Raw genomic sequence first — 17255 nt, 5'->3', positions numbered from 1 at the left:
GTGCCTGAAGGCCACTCCCTGCACCGACTTGCCCGCCAATTTGACGACGTCTTTGGTGGGCAAGTGGTGCATGTTTCTTCTCCGCAGGGCAGGTTCGCATCTGATGCAGCGCGTATCGATGGCTACGAACTAGAAGTCGCCTTTGCCAAGGGGAAGCAATTGTTCTGTCGCTTCTCCAATGACTTGTACCTCAGAGTTCATCTCGGACTCTACGGTGCGTTTAGCTTTGGGGGAGACGAACACTTCAGCGGTGCTTCTTCCATTGGCGCACCTCGGAAGATTGGCGAGACGGAAACGCGCTCAGAAGTTTCCGCGAGGCAGTATCTTGGACCACCGGAACCTGTGGGTGCAGTCCGAGCGCGGATTGTTTCTGAGCACGGTTGGGCTGATCTGCGAGGACCGACTGCTTGCGAGGTGCTTGAATATCCGCAGGTTCAGAAACATCTAAATAACTTGGGACCGGATCCGCTAGCCCGTGCGGCAAATGAATTTCGGGCCACCAAGTCAGCTGAAGCGCTGCTGGACTCGGACACCGTATTAGCCAGTGGCTACTCTGAGTTTCGGGAGAACCTCTCGAAGACCAAAACGCCCATTGCTGTCGCTTTAATGAATCAAAGCCTGATTAGCGGGGTTGGCAATATCTACCGTGCCGAGTCGTTGTTCCGCAACCGCATCGCCCCCGAGCTACCTGCCAATCAGCTGTCTTCGCAAAAAGCTCGAAAGCTCTGGTACGACATAGTCGCGATCATGGAAGACGGTGTGCGCGATGGAAAAATCATCACGACCTACCCCGAAGATCGACAAGCCGGAATTCCCCTTTGGCCCGATAACGCGTACTACGTATATCAACGCCAGGGACTCGGATGCCGTCGCTGCAGCGGCAACATTGCTTTGACTGAGGTTGCCGCCAGGAAACTTTATTGGTGCCCGAGATGCCAGAAAATGCCGAGAAAGAATTCAGCTCAGTATTGGACGGCTTAGGTTGATGAGACGAGCAGAATAGTTTTTCTTCGCCGTGTCGGCGTGTATAGCTTTGAGATGCTCAATTCAGATGCTATTCGAGTGCCTCCAAGTGAGAACGGGAATCCCCGATTTGCAAAGCGCATCTTTTATGGTCTAGACTCAATCTTGTTCGAAGCGAGAAAAGCTTCGAAATGGGGATGTAGCTTAATGGTAAAGCCTCAGTCTTCCAAACTGATTACGCGGGTTCGATTCCCGTCATCCCCTCGGACCAAATGCTCCGGCTCTCAATTGAGAGTCGGAGTTTTTTGTTGTGTCGAAGTTTCCGCCTGTGCTGCAGAGTGACTAATCGTGGCTCGTTTTTTGCAGTGCCTGAACCGGCGCCTGTCTGGGTCCGCAGGAGCTGATGCTAGATCTGACTGCTGTCGGTGCACACGGTACACACGGTGCGCATGGTGCGATCGCCATTACTCTCGAGCCTATTGGCCGGGGGATTGGTGGCACAGCTCAAACTATGAGGCCCCGGGTTCATGTGGTGCATTGGTTATCTAAGGTCCAGTTTGCGAAACATGTCGCCTCCAGCTCCAGCCGGCTGAAGAACTTTTTGCGTCAAAATTCTGTTATTCAACTCACGTGAACCACCTAAGTTTGGCTTCTGACATAAGTAATCACCGTATATCCGCGGATTCACGCGGATGTGAATCTTCGACATGCGTGGGTTTCGATTTTGCTTTTGGTTCGAACCCGTGTAACTTAGTTTCTTGTGATCAGCACGGGAAATAAATGATTCCTGAGTTGAACACAGGACGGAAAGTCCAGATGAAGTCGGGTTTTCCAAACTTTATCGGGGTATAGCTCAGCTTGGCTAGAGCGCGCGCTTTGGGAGCGTGAGGTCGCAGGTTCGAATCCTGTTACCCCGACTTTATGGCTGAAGATAATTCAGCCATGAAAATAGATCTGAGTAGTCAGATCACCAGAATCCACAGGATTTACTTCTCGGGTGGATTCACAACCTATCAGTTCGATGCAGCTCACAATGAAAATTGTGAACCAACGGACTTTCGGGGTATAGCTCAGCTTGGCTAGAGCGCGCGCTTTGGGAGCGTGAGGTCGCAGGTTCGAATCCTGTTACCCCGACTTTATGAGTAGAAATTCTTGGATTTCAGCTCATGAAAATTGAGAGCTAAATATTATTTAGATCTTGTGATCACTAGGAACTGTCAAAGGCAACTAGTAAGCATCACAAACGATTAGTGGATACAGGATGACTCGGGTTAGACTGTTCACTGCTAATCGGGGTATAGCTCAGCTTGGCTAGAGCGCGCGCTTTGGGAGCGTGAGGTCGCAGGTTCGAATCCTGTTACCCCGACTCTGTCGAACAACCCCGCAACGCCACCATGTTGCGGGGTTTTTTGCAGATAAAACCTAATCCTTAGACACTCAGGAGTACAACGCTGTGAAGAGCGCCGTTGAAAACGTCAACCCGACTCGGGTGAAGCTAACCGTTGAGGTTCCTTACGAGGAACTGAAGCCCCGCGTCGATGAGGCGTACAAGACCATCGCACAGCAGATCCAGGTTCCAGGCTTCCGTAAGGGCAAGGTTCCAACTCGCATGATCGATCAGCGCGTTGGCCGTGGCTACGTCATCGAAACCGCTGTTAACGAAGGTCTGAACGACTTCTACCAGCAGGCAATGGTTGAGAACGAGCTGACCCCACTGTCCCGCCCAGAGGTTGATATCACTGAGCTTCCTTCCATCGAGAAGGAAGGCGAAGGCCAGCTGGTCTTCACCCTCGAAGTTGATATCCGTCCGAAGGTTGAACTTCCGGACTACAAGGGCCTCGAAGTTTCTGTTGAAGCCAAGGAAGTTGCTGACGAGGACATCGAGAAGGCTCTCGACGACCTTCGCGGTCGCTTCGGCACCCTGAAGGAAGTTGAAGCTCCAGCAGCTGCAGACTCCTTCGTCACCATCGACCTCACCGCAAAGGTTGAGGACGAAGAGGTTGACTCCGCACAGGGCCTGTCGTACCAGATCGGTTCCGGCAACATGCTTGAGGGCATGGACGAGGCTGTTACCGGCCTGTCCGCTGGCGAAGATGCAACCTTCGAAACCACCCTTGCTGGCGGCGAGCACGCTGGCAAGTCCGCAACCGTCAAGGTTGTTATCAACGCTGTCAAGCAGCGCGAACTTCCAGAAGCTAACGATGATTTCGCTCAGCTTGCTTCCGAGTTCGACACCATTGCTGAACTGCGCGAAAACCTTGCTAAGGACGCTGCAGAAGGCAAGACCGTTGAGCAGGGCGTAGAGGCTCGCGAATTGGTTCTGGACAAGCTTGTTGAGCTTGTTGAGGTTCCTGTTCCAGCTTCGGTTATCGACGAGCAGATCGAGCAGCACTTCAACGCTCCTGACGCTGAAGAGGGTCACGACACCGAAGAGCACCGCACCGAGGTTCGCGAAAACACCGAGCGTGCTTTCAAGAACGAAATCATCTTGGATGCAGTTGCAGATGCTGAAGAAGTTGGCGTTGAGCAGTCCGAGCTGATCGATTACATCGTTCAGACCGCAGGTCAGTACGGCATGGAGCCAAACCAGTTCGCTCAGATGCTGGACGGCGCCGGCCAGGTTCCAATGCTTATGGGCGAGGTTCGTCGTCGCAAGGCACTTGCAAAGGTTCTTGAGTTCGCTAAGGTCACCGATTCCAACGGTGAAGCAGTGGACCTGACTTCCTTCGTGAAGCCAGCTGGTGAAGACGAAGCTGCTGCTGAGGTTGAAACCGAAGAAGCAAAGTAGTTTTCACTACTCTCCAATGGCCATTGGCCGCCTCTAAAAGGCGGTCAATGGCCATTTTTGTTCGCTCCCGGCGTGCATCATGCGCCGTGAGCGAAACACGGGCATGAAACGTCCCATGAAAGCCTTGAAGTAAGTAATCTCAAAGTAACCAGTTGCAGCTTTGGGATTAGAAATAAAAATTCCAGAATCTGATCTACACGTTTGGAAGAGGTAGAGAACATGTCAAATGATTCGCGCACTCCTACGATGGCCGCCGTTGACCCGGCCAGCCGCGACGACTACATTTACAACCGCTTGCTCAAGGAGCGCATCATCTGGCTGGGCTCCGAAGTCCGCGATGACAATGCGAATGCCATCTGCTCGCAGTTGCTCCTGCTCTCTGCAGAAGATCCTGAGAAGGACATCTACCTGTACATCAACTCCCCAGGTGGTTCGATCACTGCAGGTATGGCCATCTACGACACGATGAACTTCATCCCGAATGATGTTGTCACCGTAGCAACCGGTTTGGCTGCTTCGATGGGACAGTTCCTGCTTTCATCGGGTACCCCAGGCAAGCGCTTCGCGACTCCGAACGCACGTATCCTGATGCACCAGCCTTCCGGTGGCATTGGCGGTACCGCTTCGGACATCAAGATCCAGGCTGAACTGATCATGCACATGAAGAAGGTCATGAGTGAACTGACCGCTGAGCAGACCGGTCAGACCGTGGAGCAGATCCTGATTGATAACCAGCGTGATAAGTGGTTCACCGCTGAAGAAGGTCTGGCATATGGCTTTGTTGACAAGGTTGCTAAGCATGCCGGGTCTGTCACCGGTGGCGGCGGCGTAGAGCCTAAGTAGCCGAGCCCACCACTTCATTCCCAAAGATTTGTCCAAGGAGAAAACCATGAACTTCAATCCTGAAGCCGTAAGTGGCCAGATGCCATCGGCTCGCTATATTCTTCCTCAGTTCGAAGAGCGCACCCCATACGGGTTCAAGCGCCAGGATCCATACGCAAAGCTATTTGAAGACCGCATCATTTTCCTCGGTGCACAGGTCGACGATGCTTCTGCTGATGACGTAATGGCTCAGCTGCTGGTCCTGGAATCCATGGATCCAGAACGAGACGTTACCCTTTACATCAACTCGCCAGGTGGCTCGTTCACCGCGATGACAGCAATTTACGACACGATCCAGTTCATCCGTCCAGAAGTTCAGACGGTTTGCTTGGGTCAGGCAGCTTCCGCAGCTGCAGTGCTGCTGGCCGCCGGTACTCCAGGCAAGCGCCTTGCATTGCCAAACGCTCGTGTGCTGATCCACCAGCCATCAATGGGTGGCGGCGAACGCGGTACCGCTAGCGATCTGCAGATTCAGGCAGAAGAAGTCATGCGCATGCGTTCATGGCTAGAAGAAACTCTTGCTTCGCATTCGGGCCAGGCAGTAGAGAAGGTTCGTGACGACGTTGAGCGTGACTTGTTCATGACTGCTTCGGAAGCTAAGGCCTACGGCATCGTGGATGAAGTACTGACTCCACGTAAGCTAAACCGTGCTCAGCTGGGTAGCTAGCACTTAAACGGAATAATCCCCGATGAATGGCGGTTTACCCAAGGACGCCACTTTACGAAGGTGAAGTGGCGCAACACAGGTAAACCGCCATATTCATCTAATTTGGGGTACAACTAGCCTAGAATTGAGTAAGTCCACAGCTACTCAAGTAAACGGGAGAATGGTGCGATGGGACGCATGGGTGAAGGCTCAGATCTACTGAAATGCTCTTTCTGCGGGAAGAGTCAAAAGCAGGTTAAGAAGCTAATTGCAGGCCATGGTGTTTACATCTGTACTGAATGCATCGAGCTTTGCAACGAAATCATTGCGGAGGAGTTTGCAGAGGAGCAGGTGCATGAGGAATTCTCCTTAGCCAAGCCTCGCGAAATCTTTAATTCGTTGCAGGAATACGTGATTGGTCAGGAGAACGCTAAGCGCGCTCTCTCGGTGGCTGTTTACAACCACTACAAGCGAATTCACGGAAACCAGGACCATGGTCCCGTGGCTGCGCTGACCAATGATGACCCACTGGACGAAGTTGAAGTCTCCAAGTCGAACATCATGCTCATTGGCCCAACTGGTTGTGGCAAGACTTATCTAGCGCAATCGTTGGCCAAGAAGCTCAACGTGCCTTTTGCTGTAGCCGACGCCACAAGCTTGACTGAAGCTGGCTATGTTGGCGAGGACGTTGAAAACATTCTTCTGAAGCTGCTTCAGGCTGCCGATTACGATGTTAAGAAGGCCGAAACCGGCATCATCTACATCGATGAAATCGACAAGATTTCCCGTAAGAGCGAGAATCCGTCGATCACCCGAGACGTTTCGGGTGAAGGCGTGCAGCAGGCCTTGCTGAAGATCCTCGAAGGAACCGTTGCAGCTGTTCCACCACAGGGCGGGCGCAAGCACCCGCATCAAGATTTTATTCAGTTGGACACGACCAACATTCTCTTCATCGTTGCCGGTGCATTCGCCGGACTAGAAGAAATCATTTCTTCCCGCGCCGGTCAGAAGGGTATCGGATTCGGTGCACCCCTCAAGGCACTGAAGAGCGAGACCGCATCGTACTCTGATGTACGGCCTGAAGATCTGCTGAAGTTTGGTTTGATTCCAGAATTCATTGGTCGACTTCCAGTCATCACTACTGTTGAGCACCTGGACAAGGAAGCTCTTGTCAGAGTATTGACCGAACCAAAGAACGCGCTGCTCAAGCAGTACCAGAAGATGTTCCAAATGGACGGCGTCGCTTTGAGCTTCGATCAGTCTGCTCTTGATGCAGTGGCTGAGAAGGCCATCGAACGCGAAACTGGTGCACGTGGTTTGCGCTCAATTCTCGAAGAAACGCTTGGGGGAGTCATGTTTGATCTTCCTAGCCGTGAAGACGTTGCAGAAGTTGTTGTCACCCGTGGCACCGTTCTCGACGGCGAAGAGCCAGCAATGCTCTCACACGCTATGGTGGCCAAGCGCGACAAGAAGTCCGCGTAGTCCGCTAGACAATCGTTAGATTATTTTTCTCAGGAAAGTTGGGATTCCATGGCCGAACGCCAGCACGTTGATTTTTGGTTTGACCCAATCTGCCCATTCGCGTGGGCAACTAGCCGTTGGATCAAAGAAGTAGAAAAAGTACGCGACATTGATGTTACTTGGAACGTCATGAGCCTCTCGGTACTCAACGAGGGCCGCGACCTTCCAGAGGATTACCGTTCCATGATGGACTCCTCGTGGGGCCCAGTGCGCGTTGTCATCAAGGCAGCACAGGAGCATGGCCAAGAAGTTGTTGACGGGCTTTACACCGCAATGGGCGAGCTTCTCCACTATGAGAAGATCACCGATCGAGATGAAGTCATCAAGAAGGCTCTCGAAAAGACTGGTCTTCCTGCTGAACTTGCTGAAGCGGCGCACACTGATGCCAACGACGAGGCCTTGCGTGCAAGCCACGAAAACGGAATTAGCAAGGTCGGCCAGGACGTTGGCACGCCGGTCGTCGCAGTTGATGGCGTAGCGTTCTTCGGTCCAGTAATCACCCGAATTCCAACTGGCGAAGAGGCAGGCAAGCTGTTCGACGCTGCCGCTCAGCTAGCCTCGTTCCCGTACTTCTTCGAAATGAAGCGTACTCGCACCGAGAGCCCAGTTTTCGAGTAAGTCTGACTACCTAGTCATTTGAAGGACGTTTCCTCTTAGCCAGGGAGCGTCTTTCAACGCTTTAACGAGTTACCGACCATTGCTAAAATGTGTCACTAGTCTTCGGCTTATCAGTGTTGCTAACTGCCGATTCGATCAGCCAAGTCTCCTCGCGAAGGAATTCATCGTGGTCTTTAGCTCGCAGCCTCCACTCTGGCGCCGGGTAGCATCCAGCATTTGTATCATTCTTGGTGTGCTCATTGCTCCCATCTCAATAGGTGGCCATTGGGCGTCAACTCATATCACTGACACCGATGGGTTCGTAGACACGCTTGGACCGCTGGCCGAGAACCAGGGCTTACAGGATCTCGTGGCGGAGCAAGTCACGGCGTCGATCTCGGATCAGTTGCAGGTTGAAGATCGAATCAAGGCAGTGACCGGTGATGGTCTCTTGTCCCAGTTGATTCCTGCAGAACAATTGGCAGACAAGGCCGATCAGGCGATCGAAGACAGTGCCTTGCGCGTAGTGCAATCCGACAGCTTTGCAGCAACTTGGCAGACGGCATTACGAAGTAGCCATGAAACGACCGACCGGGTATTTACAGCTCCGGATGCCGGAGAGATAGATCAGGCCGGCAAGCTCACCTTCCAGCTCGACGATGTTCTCTCCGGAGTAACAAAGACGCTCAGCGGCATAGGGATTCCGGGCTTGCCCTCGGTTGGGAATTTCTCATGGACCCTGGATCTGGTTCAACAAAACGCCTTACCCGCCCTGCAGAAGATCTATCTCATGATCCAGACACTTGGCCCGTGGGGCGTTTACATTAATGCTGCTGTACTTCTAGGTGGAGTTGTTTTAGCTCCCCGGTACTTTTCCAAGGCATGCCTTTGGCTGACCGTGACAACAGGCCTTAGCTACATAGCCCTTAGGACCCTTATCCCTGATTATGTACAAGAACGACTTCTCTCGCACTTCAGTCGTGAGCTAGCGCGGGGAATTTTTGACCAGGTGAGTCACGGTTTATCTATGGCGCTGTTGGTGACCGCAATTGTCTCCGGGATTATTGGTGTCGCCTCTGTGCCGCTCGTTCGGTCTTATAACCGCCACCAGTCAATGGCTCAGATACAGGACCGATAGGCGCTGCTCAGTACGGATCTTGTTCGGTTGTAGGTGCGTGTGGCCGGGGGATGGGTAGTGGTAAGTGTGAATAAGTCCGTTTTTGAACACTAAATCAGGATATTTTTTTCGCTCAGGATCTAGCCCCGACTGACAACAAAGTACCCGATACCGAAGTTTTTGTTTCATAATTCCAGCACAAGGGTGACTGCCACCAATGGTGCCGCGTTGCGTGGCGGTCTAGCAGCGAAAGATCCGGATTTTCGGGCTGAAGTTACCTTGACTCGAAATATCGCAAAGTTTATTTACCGGATCATGGGCCTAGAACAGCGCGATGTCGATACCTGTGACCAGCATGAGTTACTTCACAATCTGACGCTAATTCGTTGATGTGTCAGTTTTCAGCGGAGGAAAAGATTCCTATGGAATTTGTGTGAAGTGTGTGTTTGACTAATTTGCACGAGTGCTAAAGCACCCCCATCGTTAGTGGCCATGTGCCACTGGACAAGGAGTTATATCGTGCAAGTTCGTACCCTAAAAGCGGATTCATCGAAACTCAAAGGCCGACACAAGTTGGCTGGAGCCGCACTTTTCGCCGGAGCATTGATGCTCTGCACCGCACCGATGGCCACCGCAGCCCCTCACGGATCCAACGACGATATCCAGTCGATTAAGATACCTTCTCAAAAAGCAGATACCGCGATTGATTACTGGACTGCCGATCGAATGAAAGCTGCAAAGAGCGCCGATTCACTCGTCAAAGGAAAATCAGGATCCGCTGCGAAGGTAGACACGGGTAACGCAGCCAAGGTTCCAGGCCATGCAGCCAAGGCCAACGCCGGATCTTTGAAGAGCACCACTGGTGGCAAGACGCGTGCCAGCCAGGAGACCCCAGTTTCGCACATCGGCAAAGTCTTCTTCACCCTCGGTGGGGTTGACTACGTTTGCTCCGGCAACGCTGTCGTCTCGTCAAACGAATCCACGGTATCCACTGCCGGTCACTGCTTGAACGAAGGCCCTGGAGCTTTTGCCACGCGTTGGGTCTTCGCACCAGCCTACGAGAACGGCAAGACTCCGTACGGCACTTTCGCTGCGACAGAATTGGTCACCACCTCGCAATGGTCCGGCAGCGGTGACATCACCTATGACACTGGCTTTGCAGTGGTTTCCAACAGCAGCGGAGCATCATTGACTGACACCGTTGGTGCCTCGGGTGTCGCATTCAACCAGCCACGTGGCAAGGCCTACACAGCCTACGGTTACCCAGCAGCTTCACCATTCAACGGTGAAACTCTCCAGTCCTGCTCAGGCACCGCAACTGATGACCCATTCGGTCAAACTCAGTCACAGGGTATTTCTTGCACCATGACCGGCGGTTCTTCCGGTGGACCATGGTTCTTGGGATCCGGTTCTTCGGGTTACCAGAACTCTGTAAATAGCTTCGGCTACAACACTGTTCGAAACACCATGTTCGGACCATACTGGGGTTCAGTAATCCAGCAGGCTTACCAGAACGCACAGAGCTAAGCGACCAACCGCCGGCGAAAGGAAGCGATGGGGCCTTTCGCCGGACTAGGTCAAAGGAAGTAGGGATGATGCCAAAAGAACACTCGTCAAAGGATGGGAACCAAGTCCCCGCCCAAAGGCATCGCCTAGAAGAAAGCGTCGACGAACAGAAGAAGCATTTCACGGAAGAACGACGTCGTGTTGCTTTGCCCAGAGAGTTGATTCGACCGTCTCCCTCAGAGGACTCAGAGTCTTCATCGGGGGAGAAGTAAGGGCAAAGAAAAGTCCGGTTGTCATTTCCACTAATAGTGGGAATGGCAACCGGACTTTCTTGGCTTGAGACTAAGCTTCTTCGGTTTCAGCCAACTCTACGTTGGTGACGGTCAGCTCGCCTTCAGCTTCAACCAGGGTCAGCTCGCGAGCGTTGGCTGCGGACTTCAAGTCCTCAAAACCAGAGCGAAGCTGAGCTACCTGAGCGGCTGGAGCGTGAATTTCTCCGGAGAGAACTTCGGTGCGCTGCTTAACCTTGGCATCTGACTTTGCCTTACGGATACCCGACAGAGCAACGCCAACCAGTGGCAAGATCGCAGGATCCGCGCCTTCAACGGCCGAAGCCAAGTGATCGGTGCTTGGCCACTGGGTCAGGTGAACCGACCCGGTGCGCCACCAACCCCAAACCTCTTCGGTAGCGAATGGCAAGAACGGTGCAAACAGGCGCAGAACGGAGTCCAGTGTGGTGGCTAGAGTTGCCAGCACGCTGGCCTGCTCAGCTTCACCGTGACCGCCGTAGGCACGATCCTTGACCAGCTCAACATAATCGTCGGTGAACGACCAGAAGAATGACTCGGTGATGTCCAACGCACGAGCGTAATCGTAATTATCGAAGGCACGCTTGGCGTCCTCGATCACGGTGGACAGTCGAGCCAACAGTGAACGGTCAAGACCATTGGTGACTACTGCAGCATCGTCGGTGAGGACGTTAGCGTCGGTGGCACCCAAGTTCAGTACGAACTTCGAGGCATTCAGGATCTTGATCGCCAGACGGCGACCGATCTTCATCTGGTTGATCTCGTACGCGGTGTCCGCACCAAGCTTGGCACTGGCAGCCCAGTAACGCACAGCGTCGGCACCAAACTTGTCCAGAACTTCGTTTGGTACTACGACGTTGCCCTTGGACTTGGACATCTTCTTACGGTCTGGATCCAAGATCCAACCCGAAATCGCAGCATGCTTCCACGGTGCGCTATCGTGCAGTGAATCTGCACGAACCGCGGTGGAGAACAGCCAGGTACGAATGATGTCGTGACCCTGTGGGCGCAGATCGAATGGGTAGACCTTCGAGAAGAACTCGTCGTCGCGACCCCAACGGCCAACAATCTGTGGAGTCAGCGAGCTGGTAGCCCAAGTATCAAGAACGTCTGCGTCGCCAATGAAGCCATTGGCCACACCGCGCTGATCCTCGGAGTAACCAGTCGGAGCATCGGCGGCCGGATCAACCGGAAGCTGCTCGATGGTTGGCAGGATTGGAGCGTCGTAGTTTGGTTCGCCATGTTCGTTGACCTGGTACCACACTGGTACTGGGACGCCGAAGAAACGCTGGCGGGAAACCAGCCAGTCACCATTGAGGCCCGAAACCCAGTTTTCGTAGCGCGAGCGCATGAACGACGGGTGGAAATCAATTTCCTTGCCGCGAGCGATCATCTGGTTGCGACGCTCTTCGTCACGGCCACCATTGCGGATGTACCACTGACGTGAGGTGACGATTTCCAGAGGCTTGTCGCCCTTTTCGAAGAAGTTCACCGGACGGGAAATCTTCTTAGGCTCACCGTCAAGTAGGTCTGCTTCGGAGAGCATCTCTACAACGGTTTCCTTAGCCGAGAAGACGGTCTTAGTCGAAATCTGAGCGTAGGCTTCCTTGCCAGCTTCGGTGGTGATCCACTCTGGGGTCTCTGCGAGGATGCGGCCATCACGGCCAACGATCGGACGAGTTGGCAACTGCAATTCACGCCACCAGGTCACGTCGGTCAAATCGCCGAAGGTGCAAACCATGGCGATGCCCGAACCCTTATCGGCCTGAGCCAATGGGTGTGGATGCACGGTGACTGGAACACCGAAAATAGGCGAGGTAACGGTCTTGCCAAACAGGTGCTGGTAACGCTCGTCATCCGGGTGTGCAACCAAGGCAGCACAAGCAGCAAGCAGTTCCGGGCGGGTGGTCTCGATGAAGACCTGCTCGCCATCTTCTGCATTGAAGGCGTAACGGTAGTAAGCGCCAGGCATCTCGCGGTCTTCGAGTTCTGCCTGTGCCACTGCGGTGCGGAAAGTGACGTCCCACAGGGTTGGAGCTTCGGCCATGTAGGCGTCGCCCTTGTTCAAGTTGTCCAAGAAGGCGCGCTGTGAGGCGGCGCGTGAGTTGTCGTCAATGGTGCGGTAAGTCATGCGCCAGTCCACGGACAGGCCAAGGGTGGTGAAGAGCTGCTCAAAGACCTTTTCGTCTTCAACGGCTAGTTCTTCGCAGACCTCAATGAAGTTCTTACGGCTGATGACATCCCAGTCACGCTGGTTCTTCGCCGGCTTTTCTGGTGGGCGGTAACCCTCGATGTACGGCTTGGTCGGGTCGCAACGGACGCCGAAGTAGTTCTGTACACGGCGCTCGGTTGGAAGTCCGTTGTCATCCCAGCCCAGTGGGTAGAAAACATTCTTGCCAGTCATGCGCTGGTAACGAGCCAAGACGTCGGTCTGGGTGTAGGAGAACATGTGTCCTACGTGCAGGGAACCGGACGCCGTTGGTGGGGGAGTGTCGATGGAGTAGACGGCCTCGCGGGTCGTGTCCTCGTTGAAGTGATAGGTGCCCTCGGTGCGCCACCGGGACGAAAGACGTTCTTCCAAGCCTTCCAAAGCGGGCTTTTCAGGAACGGTAACTGTTGCGGGCGTGTCTGTGCCCAAGTTGTCTTCTGCCATATCCCTATTCTTTCATGTTTTGAGCAGTGCCTTGGCATTCGTTGTCATGGCCTGCGCCACGAAGACTAGGAGTACTTCCGCCCTTTGTTCGCAGGGCTTTGCGCCTAAAGGTAGACGCTTGGTCTACGGCACGTTGATTTGGGCATTTTCAAACTGTGTAACAGAACAAATAATTACCGTGTTGAAACGTAAGAGAAATTCATGCCTTACCAACTGGTAATCAACTAGTCCTACAGTTAGAAGCATGGATAACTTTGAAACTAAAACTCCTCGTTCCGCCGTGGTCACTGGTGCCTCCAGCGGAATTGGTCAAGCAACTGTTCGAGCACTTCGTGATCAGGGGTGGACGGTATTTGCCGTGGCACGCAGGGCTGATCGTTTGGAGGCCCTGGCCAAGGAAACCGGAGCAGTTTCGGTACCTGCTGACGTGAGCGTCCAAACAGATGTTGATGTTCTAGCAAAAACTGTGCAGGTAGCAGGTGGTGCAGACACACTGATTAACTGTGCTGGTGGCGCACGCGGCACCGAGTACTGGGCCGAAGCAGTGGATGAAGATTGGGAATTCATGTGGCAGGCAAATGTCATGGGAACTATGCGCCTGACCCGTGCGTTGCTTCCGCAACTACGCCAAGCTCGTGGCACCGTGCTGAACGTGACCTCAACTGCGGCGTTGGCCAGCTATGAAGGTGGCAGTGGGTACAACGCAGCCAAGGCAGCCGAGCGTGCCATGACCAAAGCGCTCCGTCTTGAGGAAGTTGAAAACGGTATTCGAGTCATCGAAATTTTGCCTGGTCTTGTGCAGACCGAGGAATTTTCGCTTCGACGCCTTGGCAACCAAAGCGCCGCAGACAGTGTTTACGCCGGTGTGGAAAATCCGCTGTCCGCCGACGACGTTGCCGAGGTGATCCGCTACGCGGTGAGTGCACCAGCCCACGTGAACCTGGATGAAATCGTGATTCGTCCACAGGCGCAGGCTGCTAACCACAAGCTAATTCGCAACGCGTAACAAACGTTTCGCATTCCACCGGTGAGGACCAACCTAATGAGCCAATCAACCCCGCGCACGATTCACGTTCTTGCAACATCTCATGGCACCGACAACGCCAATGGCCAACAACTGATCCACGATTTACGAGATCAGCTTGAAGCGCTAGCCAAGGAAGAATTGCAGGTTAAGCTCGCTTGGCATGAAGCATATGTCGACGTGCAACAACCGTCGCTGGACGATGTAGTCGCCGCCTTGCCGGATTCCGAACCAGCAGTGATCTTGCCGCTGCTGGTCTCGGACGGAGTACACACAACCTCAGATATTGCACAGGCAGTGCAATCCCGTGAAAACACGGTTGCAGCCGGTCCACTAGGGCCTTTGCCACAATTGGCACAGGTGCTGGCCAGTCGCGCACGACAACATTTGGACAATGATCCGGTACTCGTCTTGGCCGCAGCCGGGACCCGTTTAGAAGTAGGTCAGATTCAGGCGCAAGACCTTGCCAGCCAAATCGCGCAGATTCTGAATCGTGAAGTGCTGGTCGGTTATTGCGCCGGGGCCAAACCACAAATAGCTCAAGTGGTGGACGACGCAATGAAGCGACCGGTGGTTGTACTTAGCTCATTGCTGGCCGACGGGTACTTCCAGCACAAACTCGTTAGCACGGGTGCAGACGTTGTGACAAGACCGCTGTTACCTGACGTAACTATTGCTCAATGTTTCCTTATGCGTCTTAAAGAGACGTTAGAAACGGCCGCTTATGTGACGCCAAATGACGAAGTTCTAACTTCTTAGTCATTGAGCGGTCATATGACCGCACGCGTTTGCTGACCCCATGGGGTAGGTTTCTACGCTTGAATACATGACGCAGACAACCACACCCGCTCGTCCAAAACGGGCGTCAAAGCCCAACGGCCAATGGAAAATCGACGGCACCACGCCGCTGAACGCCAACGAAGAGATGAAGGCCGCCGATAACGGCCTGAATGTGCGTGAACGTATCGAGAACGTTTACTCCAAGCAAGGCTTCGACTCCATTGATCCTGAGGACCTGCACGGACGCTTCCGCTGGTGGGGCCTTTACACCCAGCGTGCCCAGGGCATCCCCGGTGGCAAGACTGCAACGCTGACCCCTGAAGAACTTGAAGATCGCTACTTCATGCTGCGCGTGCGCATCGACGGTGGCGCGCTAACCACTGAGCAGTTGCGCGTCATCGGCCAGATCTCCGTCGACTTCGCCCGCGACACTGCGGATCTGACCGATCGTCAGAACATTCAGCTGCACTGGATCGACGTTGTTGACGTCCCAGAGATCTGGCAGCGACTTGAAGCTGTAGGCCTACACACCACCGAGGCCTGCGGCGACGTGCCGCGCGTCATCCTCGGTTCTCCTGTAGCTGGCATCAGCAAGGACGAACTTATTGATCCAAGCCCGGTGATTGCTGAGATTTCCCGTCGCTACATTGGTCGCCCAGAGTTCGCGAACCTTCCTCGCAAATTCAAAACCGCCATCACCGGCCACCCAAGCCAAGACGTTGTGCACGAAATCAACGACATCGGTTTGATCGCTACGGTTCACCCTGAATTGGGCGCGGGCTATGACCTGTGGGTTGGCGGCGGCTTGTCTGCAAACCCACGCCTAGGCGAACGATTGGGTGCCTTTGTCACCGAAGAGCAAGCTCCCGATGTTTGGGAAGGCGTTGTTTCGATATTCCGTGACTACGGTTTCCGTCGCCTACGCAACCGTGCACGTCTGAAGTTCTTGCTGGCCGAGTGGGGCACCGAAAAGTTCCGTCAGGTGCTGCAGGACGAATACCTCGGATATGAACTTCCTGATGGGCCGTTGCCGGTTCAGCCTGAAGAAGCAGGGGACCACAGCGGAGTACACGAGCAGAAGGATGGCAAGTTCTACATCGGCCTGACCGCTCCGGCCGGACGCGTTTCGGGCTCGTCGCTGATCGCTTTGGCAGATCTGGTGCAGTCCCATGGCTCCACCCGACTGCGCACCACCCCACACCAGAAGATCATTGCCTTGGATATTCCTAAGGACAATGTGAAGGACTTTGTCGGTGCTGCCCGCGAACTGAAGCTTGAGGCCTATCCAAGCCTGTTTAAGCGTTCGGCTATCGCCTGCACCGGCATTGAATTCTGCAAGCTGGCCATTGTGGACACCAAGGACACAACGATTGATGCCGTAGCAAAGATCGAAGATCGTCTTAAAGACCACGAGGGCAAGCTGCCACGTGCACTGAGCCTGCATGTTAATGGTTGCCCGAACTCTTGCGCCCGTATCCAAACCGCTGACATTGGGTTTAAGGGACAGCTGATCACCAATGACCAGGGCGAACAGGTTTCCGGATTCCAGGTACACCTAGGCGGTACCCTTGCCGGTTACGAAAATGGCGAGGCCGCCTTGGGCCGTACCGTGCGAGGCCTGAAGGTCGCCGCCGATGAATTGCCCGAATACGTTGAACGTGTTGTGAAGAACTACTCGGAAACCGCCACCGAAGGTGAATCATTCGCCTCGTGGGCACACCGAGCAGAAGAGGATGAACTGAAATGAGCGAACAGACTCCAACCCGCGCCCGTACCGAAGCCGAACTGCGCGAAATCGCAAAGCTCGGCGCCGAAGAACTGGGATGGGACGCCACCGCGGCCGAGGTTATCGCCTTTGCCGCTAAGCACCTAGATGTTAATGAAGTTGCTGTCGCCTGCTCGATGGCCGATGCGGTTCTTCCACACCTAGTGGCCGAACAACTACCTAAGGTAGATGTGCTCTTCCTCGATACCGGATACCACTTTGTGGAAACCCGCAGCACCCGAGATGAAGTTGCCCGCTCTTTGGACGTCAACGTCGTAGACGTTTTCCCAGAACTCAGCGTTGCTGAACAGGATGAAAAGTACGGCAAGGATCTCTTTGCTAGCAATCCTGCGGCCTGCTGCCAGATGCGCAAGGTTGATCCGCTGGCCAAGTCGCTGGCTGGCTACAGTGCATGGTTTACCGGCGTACGTCGTGACGAAGCGCCAACTCGAACCAACACTGAGCTGATCACTTTTGATGAAAAGCACGGCCTGATCAAGTTCAACCCGCTGGCACCGTGGACCTTTGACGAGCTCATTGACTACGCCACCGAAAAGCAGGTTCCAGTGAACCTCTTGCTCTCTAATGGCTACCCATCCATCGGTTGTGAACCCTGCACCAAGCCAGTTGCTGAGGGCGAAGACCCTCGCGCCGGCCGTTGGGCAGGACTAAACAAGACCGAGTGCGGCATCCACATCTAAGGAA

14 protein-coding genes and 4 tRNA genes are annotated in these 17255 nt (G+C 54.1%); 17 read left to right on the top strand and 1 reads right to left on the bottom strand.

Going from position 1 to position 17255, the window contains the following annotated elements:
• The 13 genes from ACT3RW_RS09340 to ACT3RW_RS09280 all read left to right on the top strand — a co-directional run bounded on the left by ACT3RW_RS09340 (position 1) and on the right by ACT3RW_RS09280 (position 10041).
• Positions 1-981, top strand: a complete 981-nt coding sequence (locus ACT3RW_RS09340) for an Fpg/Nei family DNA glycosylase (RefSeq protein ID WP_444613558.1) — start codon at positions 1-3, stop codon at positions 979-981.
• A 175-nt stretch (positions 982-1156) separates the two neighbouring features.
• Positions 1157-1227: transfer RNA gene (locus ACT3RW_RS09335), tRNA-Gly, on the top strand.
• 578 nt (positions 1228-1805) lie between these two features.
• Positions 1806-1880, top strand: a tRNA-Pro gene (locus ACT3RW_RS09330).
• Between the two features lie 142 nt (positions 1881-2022).
• A tRNA-Pro gene (locus tag ACT3RW_RS09325) sits at positions 2023-2097 on the top strand.
• A gap of 157 nt (positions 2098-2254) precedes the next feature.
• Positions 2255-2329, top strand: a tRNA-Pro gene (locus ACT3RW_RS09320).
• 87 nt (positions 2330-2416) lie between these two features.
• Positions 2417-3751 (top strand): trigger factor, encoded by a 1335-nt coding sequence (gene tig / locus ACT3RW_RS09315; protein WP_131088380.1) that lies wholly within the window; start codon positions 2417-2419, stop codon positions 3749-3751.
• 246 nt (positions 3752-3997) lie between these two features.
• Entirely contained in the window at positions 3998-4594 is a 597-nt protein-coding gene (locus tag ACT3RW_RS09310; protein ID WP_131089775.1) for an ATP-dependent Clp protease proteolytic subunit, read from the top strand.
• Between the two features lie 46 nt (positions 4595-4640).
• Positions 4641-5300, top strand: a complete 660-nt coding sequence (locus tag ACT3RW_RS09305) for an ATP-dependent Clp protease proteolytic subunit (RefSeq protein ID WP_131088379.1) — start codon at positions 4641-4643, stop codon at positions 5298-5300.
• Between the two features lie 168 nt (positions 5301-5468).
• A complete protein-coding gene (clpX, locus tag ACT3RW_RS09300) occupies positions 5469-6761 on the top strand; it encodes an ATP-dependent Clp protease ATP-binding subunit ClpX (RefSeq protein WP_262197580.1) in 1293 nt (430 codons plus the stop codon).
• Between the two features lie 48 nt (positions 6762-6809).
• Entirely contained in the window at positions 6810-7418 is a 609-nt protein-coding gene (locus ACT3RW_RS09295; RefSeq protein ID WP_131088377.1) for a mycothiol-dependent nitroreductase Rv2466c family protein, read from the top strand.
• A 349-nt stretch (positions 7419-7767) separates the two neighbouring features.
• The gene (locus tag ACT3RW_RS09290) at positions 7768-8535 is read left to right on the top strand and encodes a hypothetical protein (RefSeq protein ID WP_444613557.1); all 768 of its coding nucleotides are present in this window, start codon (positions 7768-7770) and stop codon (positions 8533-8535) included.
• Positions 8536-8718: 183 nt separating this feature from the next.
• On the top strand, positions 8719-8904 hold the full coding sequence (locus ACT3RW_RS09285) for a hypothetical protein (RefSeq protein ID WP_262197583.1): 186 nt from the start codon (positions 8719-8721) through the stop codon (positions 8902-8904).
• A 129-nt stretch (positions 8905-9033) separates the two neighbouring features.
• Positions 9034-10041 (top strand): trypsin-like serine peptidase, encoded by a 1008-nt coding sequence (locus ACT3RW_RS09280; protein ID WP_444613556.1) that lies wholly within the window; start codon positions 9034-9036, stop codon positions 10039-10041.
• A 321-nt stretch (positions 10042-10362) separates the two neighbouring features.
• Here the strand turns inward: ACT3RW_RS09280 and valS are convergent, their stop codons facing one another.
• Positions 10363-12981: a valine--tRNA ligase gene (gene valS, locus ACT3RW_RS09275; protein ID WP_444613555.1), complete on the bottom strand. Its 2619-nt coding sequence runs from the start codon at positions 12979-12981 to the stop codon at positions 10363-10365.
• A 244-nt stretch (positions 12982-13225) separates the two neighbouring features.
• On the opposite strand from valS, the gene ACT3RW_RS09270 reads away from it, so the two are divergent.
• The 4 genes from ACT3RW_RS09270 to ACT3RW_RS09255 all read left to right on the top strand — a co-directional run bounded on the left by ACT3RW_RS09270 (position 13226) and on the right by ACT3RW_RS09255 (position 17251).
• Complete coding sequence (locus tag ACT3RW_RS09270) at positions 13226-13987, top strand: SDR family oxidoreductase (protein WP_444613554.1); 762 nt, start codon at positions 13226-13228, stop codon at positions 13985-13987.
• 36 nt (positions 13988-14023) lie between these two features.
• The gene (locus ACT3RW_RS09265; protein WP_444613553.1) at positions 14024-14764 is read left to right on the top strand and encodes a sirohydrochlorin chelatase; all 741 of its coding nucleotides are present in this window, start codon (positions 14024-14026) and stop codon (positions 14762-14764) included.
• Between the two features lie 67 nt (positions 14765-14831).
• Complete coding sequence (locus ACT3RW_RS09260) at positions 14832-16532, top strand: nitrite/sulfite reductase (protein WP_131088371.1); 1701 nt, start codon at positions 14832-14834, stop codon at positions 16530-16532.
• Positions 16529-17251 carry a phosphoadenylyl-sulfate reductase gene (locus ACT3RW_RS09255; protein ID WP_131088370.1) on the top strand — a complete coding sequence of 241 codons (723 nt, stop codon included), beginning with the start codon at positions 16529-16531 and terminating at the stop codon, positions 17249-17251. The genes ACT3RW_RS09260 and ACT3RW_RS09255 overlap by 4 nt, the downstream gene beginning before the upstream one ends.
• Positions 17252-17255: the final 4 nt, after the last annotated feature.

Origin of the sequence: Glutamicibacter sp. AOP5-A2-18 (genome assembly GCF_052446055.1) — a bacterium.
In the GTDB taxonomy this organism is placed as follows: domain Bacteria; phylum Actinomycetota; class Actinomycetes; order Actinomycetales; family Micrococcaceae; genus Glutamicibacter.
The sequence above is the reverse complement of the archived record's forward strand: the minus strand, read 5'-3'. Positions and strand labels throughout refer to the sequence as shown.

Excerpts from the sequence above, each read along its gene's own strand:
- ACT3RW_RS09310 (WP_131089775.1), top strand. The coding sequence starts at position 3,998 with ATGGCCGCCGTTGACCCGGCCAGCCGCGACGACTACATTTACAACCGC.
- ACT3RW_RS09305 (WP_131088379.1), top strand. The coding sequence starts at position 4,641 with ATGAACTTCAATCCTGAAGCCGTAAGTGGCCAGATGCCATCGGCTCGC.
- clpX (WP_262197580.1), top strand. The coding sequence starts at position 5,469 with ATGGGACGCATGGGTGAAGGCTCAGATCTACTGAAATGCTCTTTCTGC.
- ACT3RW_RS09295 (WP_131088377.1), top strand. The coding sequence starts at position 6,810 with ATGGCCGAACGCCAGCACGTTGATTTTTGGTTTGACCCAATCTGCCCA.
- valS (WP_444613555.1), bottom strand. The coding sequence starts at position 12,981 with ATGGCAGAAGACAACTTGGGCACAGACACGCCCGCAACAGTTACCGTT.
- ACT3RW_RS09270 (WP_444613554.1), top strand. The coding sequence starts at position 13,226 with ATGGATAACTTTGAAACTAAAACTCCTCGTTCCGCCGTGGTCACTGGT.
- ACT3RW_RS09265 (WP_444613553.1), top strand. The coding sequence starts at position 14,024 with ATGAGCCAATCAACCCCGCGCACGATTCACGTTCTTGCAACATCTCAT.
- ACT3RW_RS09260 (WP_131088371.1), top strand. The coding sequence starts at position 14,832 with ATGACGCAGACAACCACACCCGCTCGTCCAAAACGGGCGTCAAAGCCC.
- ACT3RW_RS09255 (WP_131088370.1), top strand. The coding sequence starts at position 16,529 with ATGAGCGAACAGACTCCAACCCGCGCCCGTACCGAAGCCGAACTGCGC.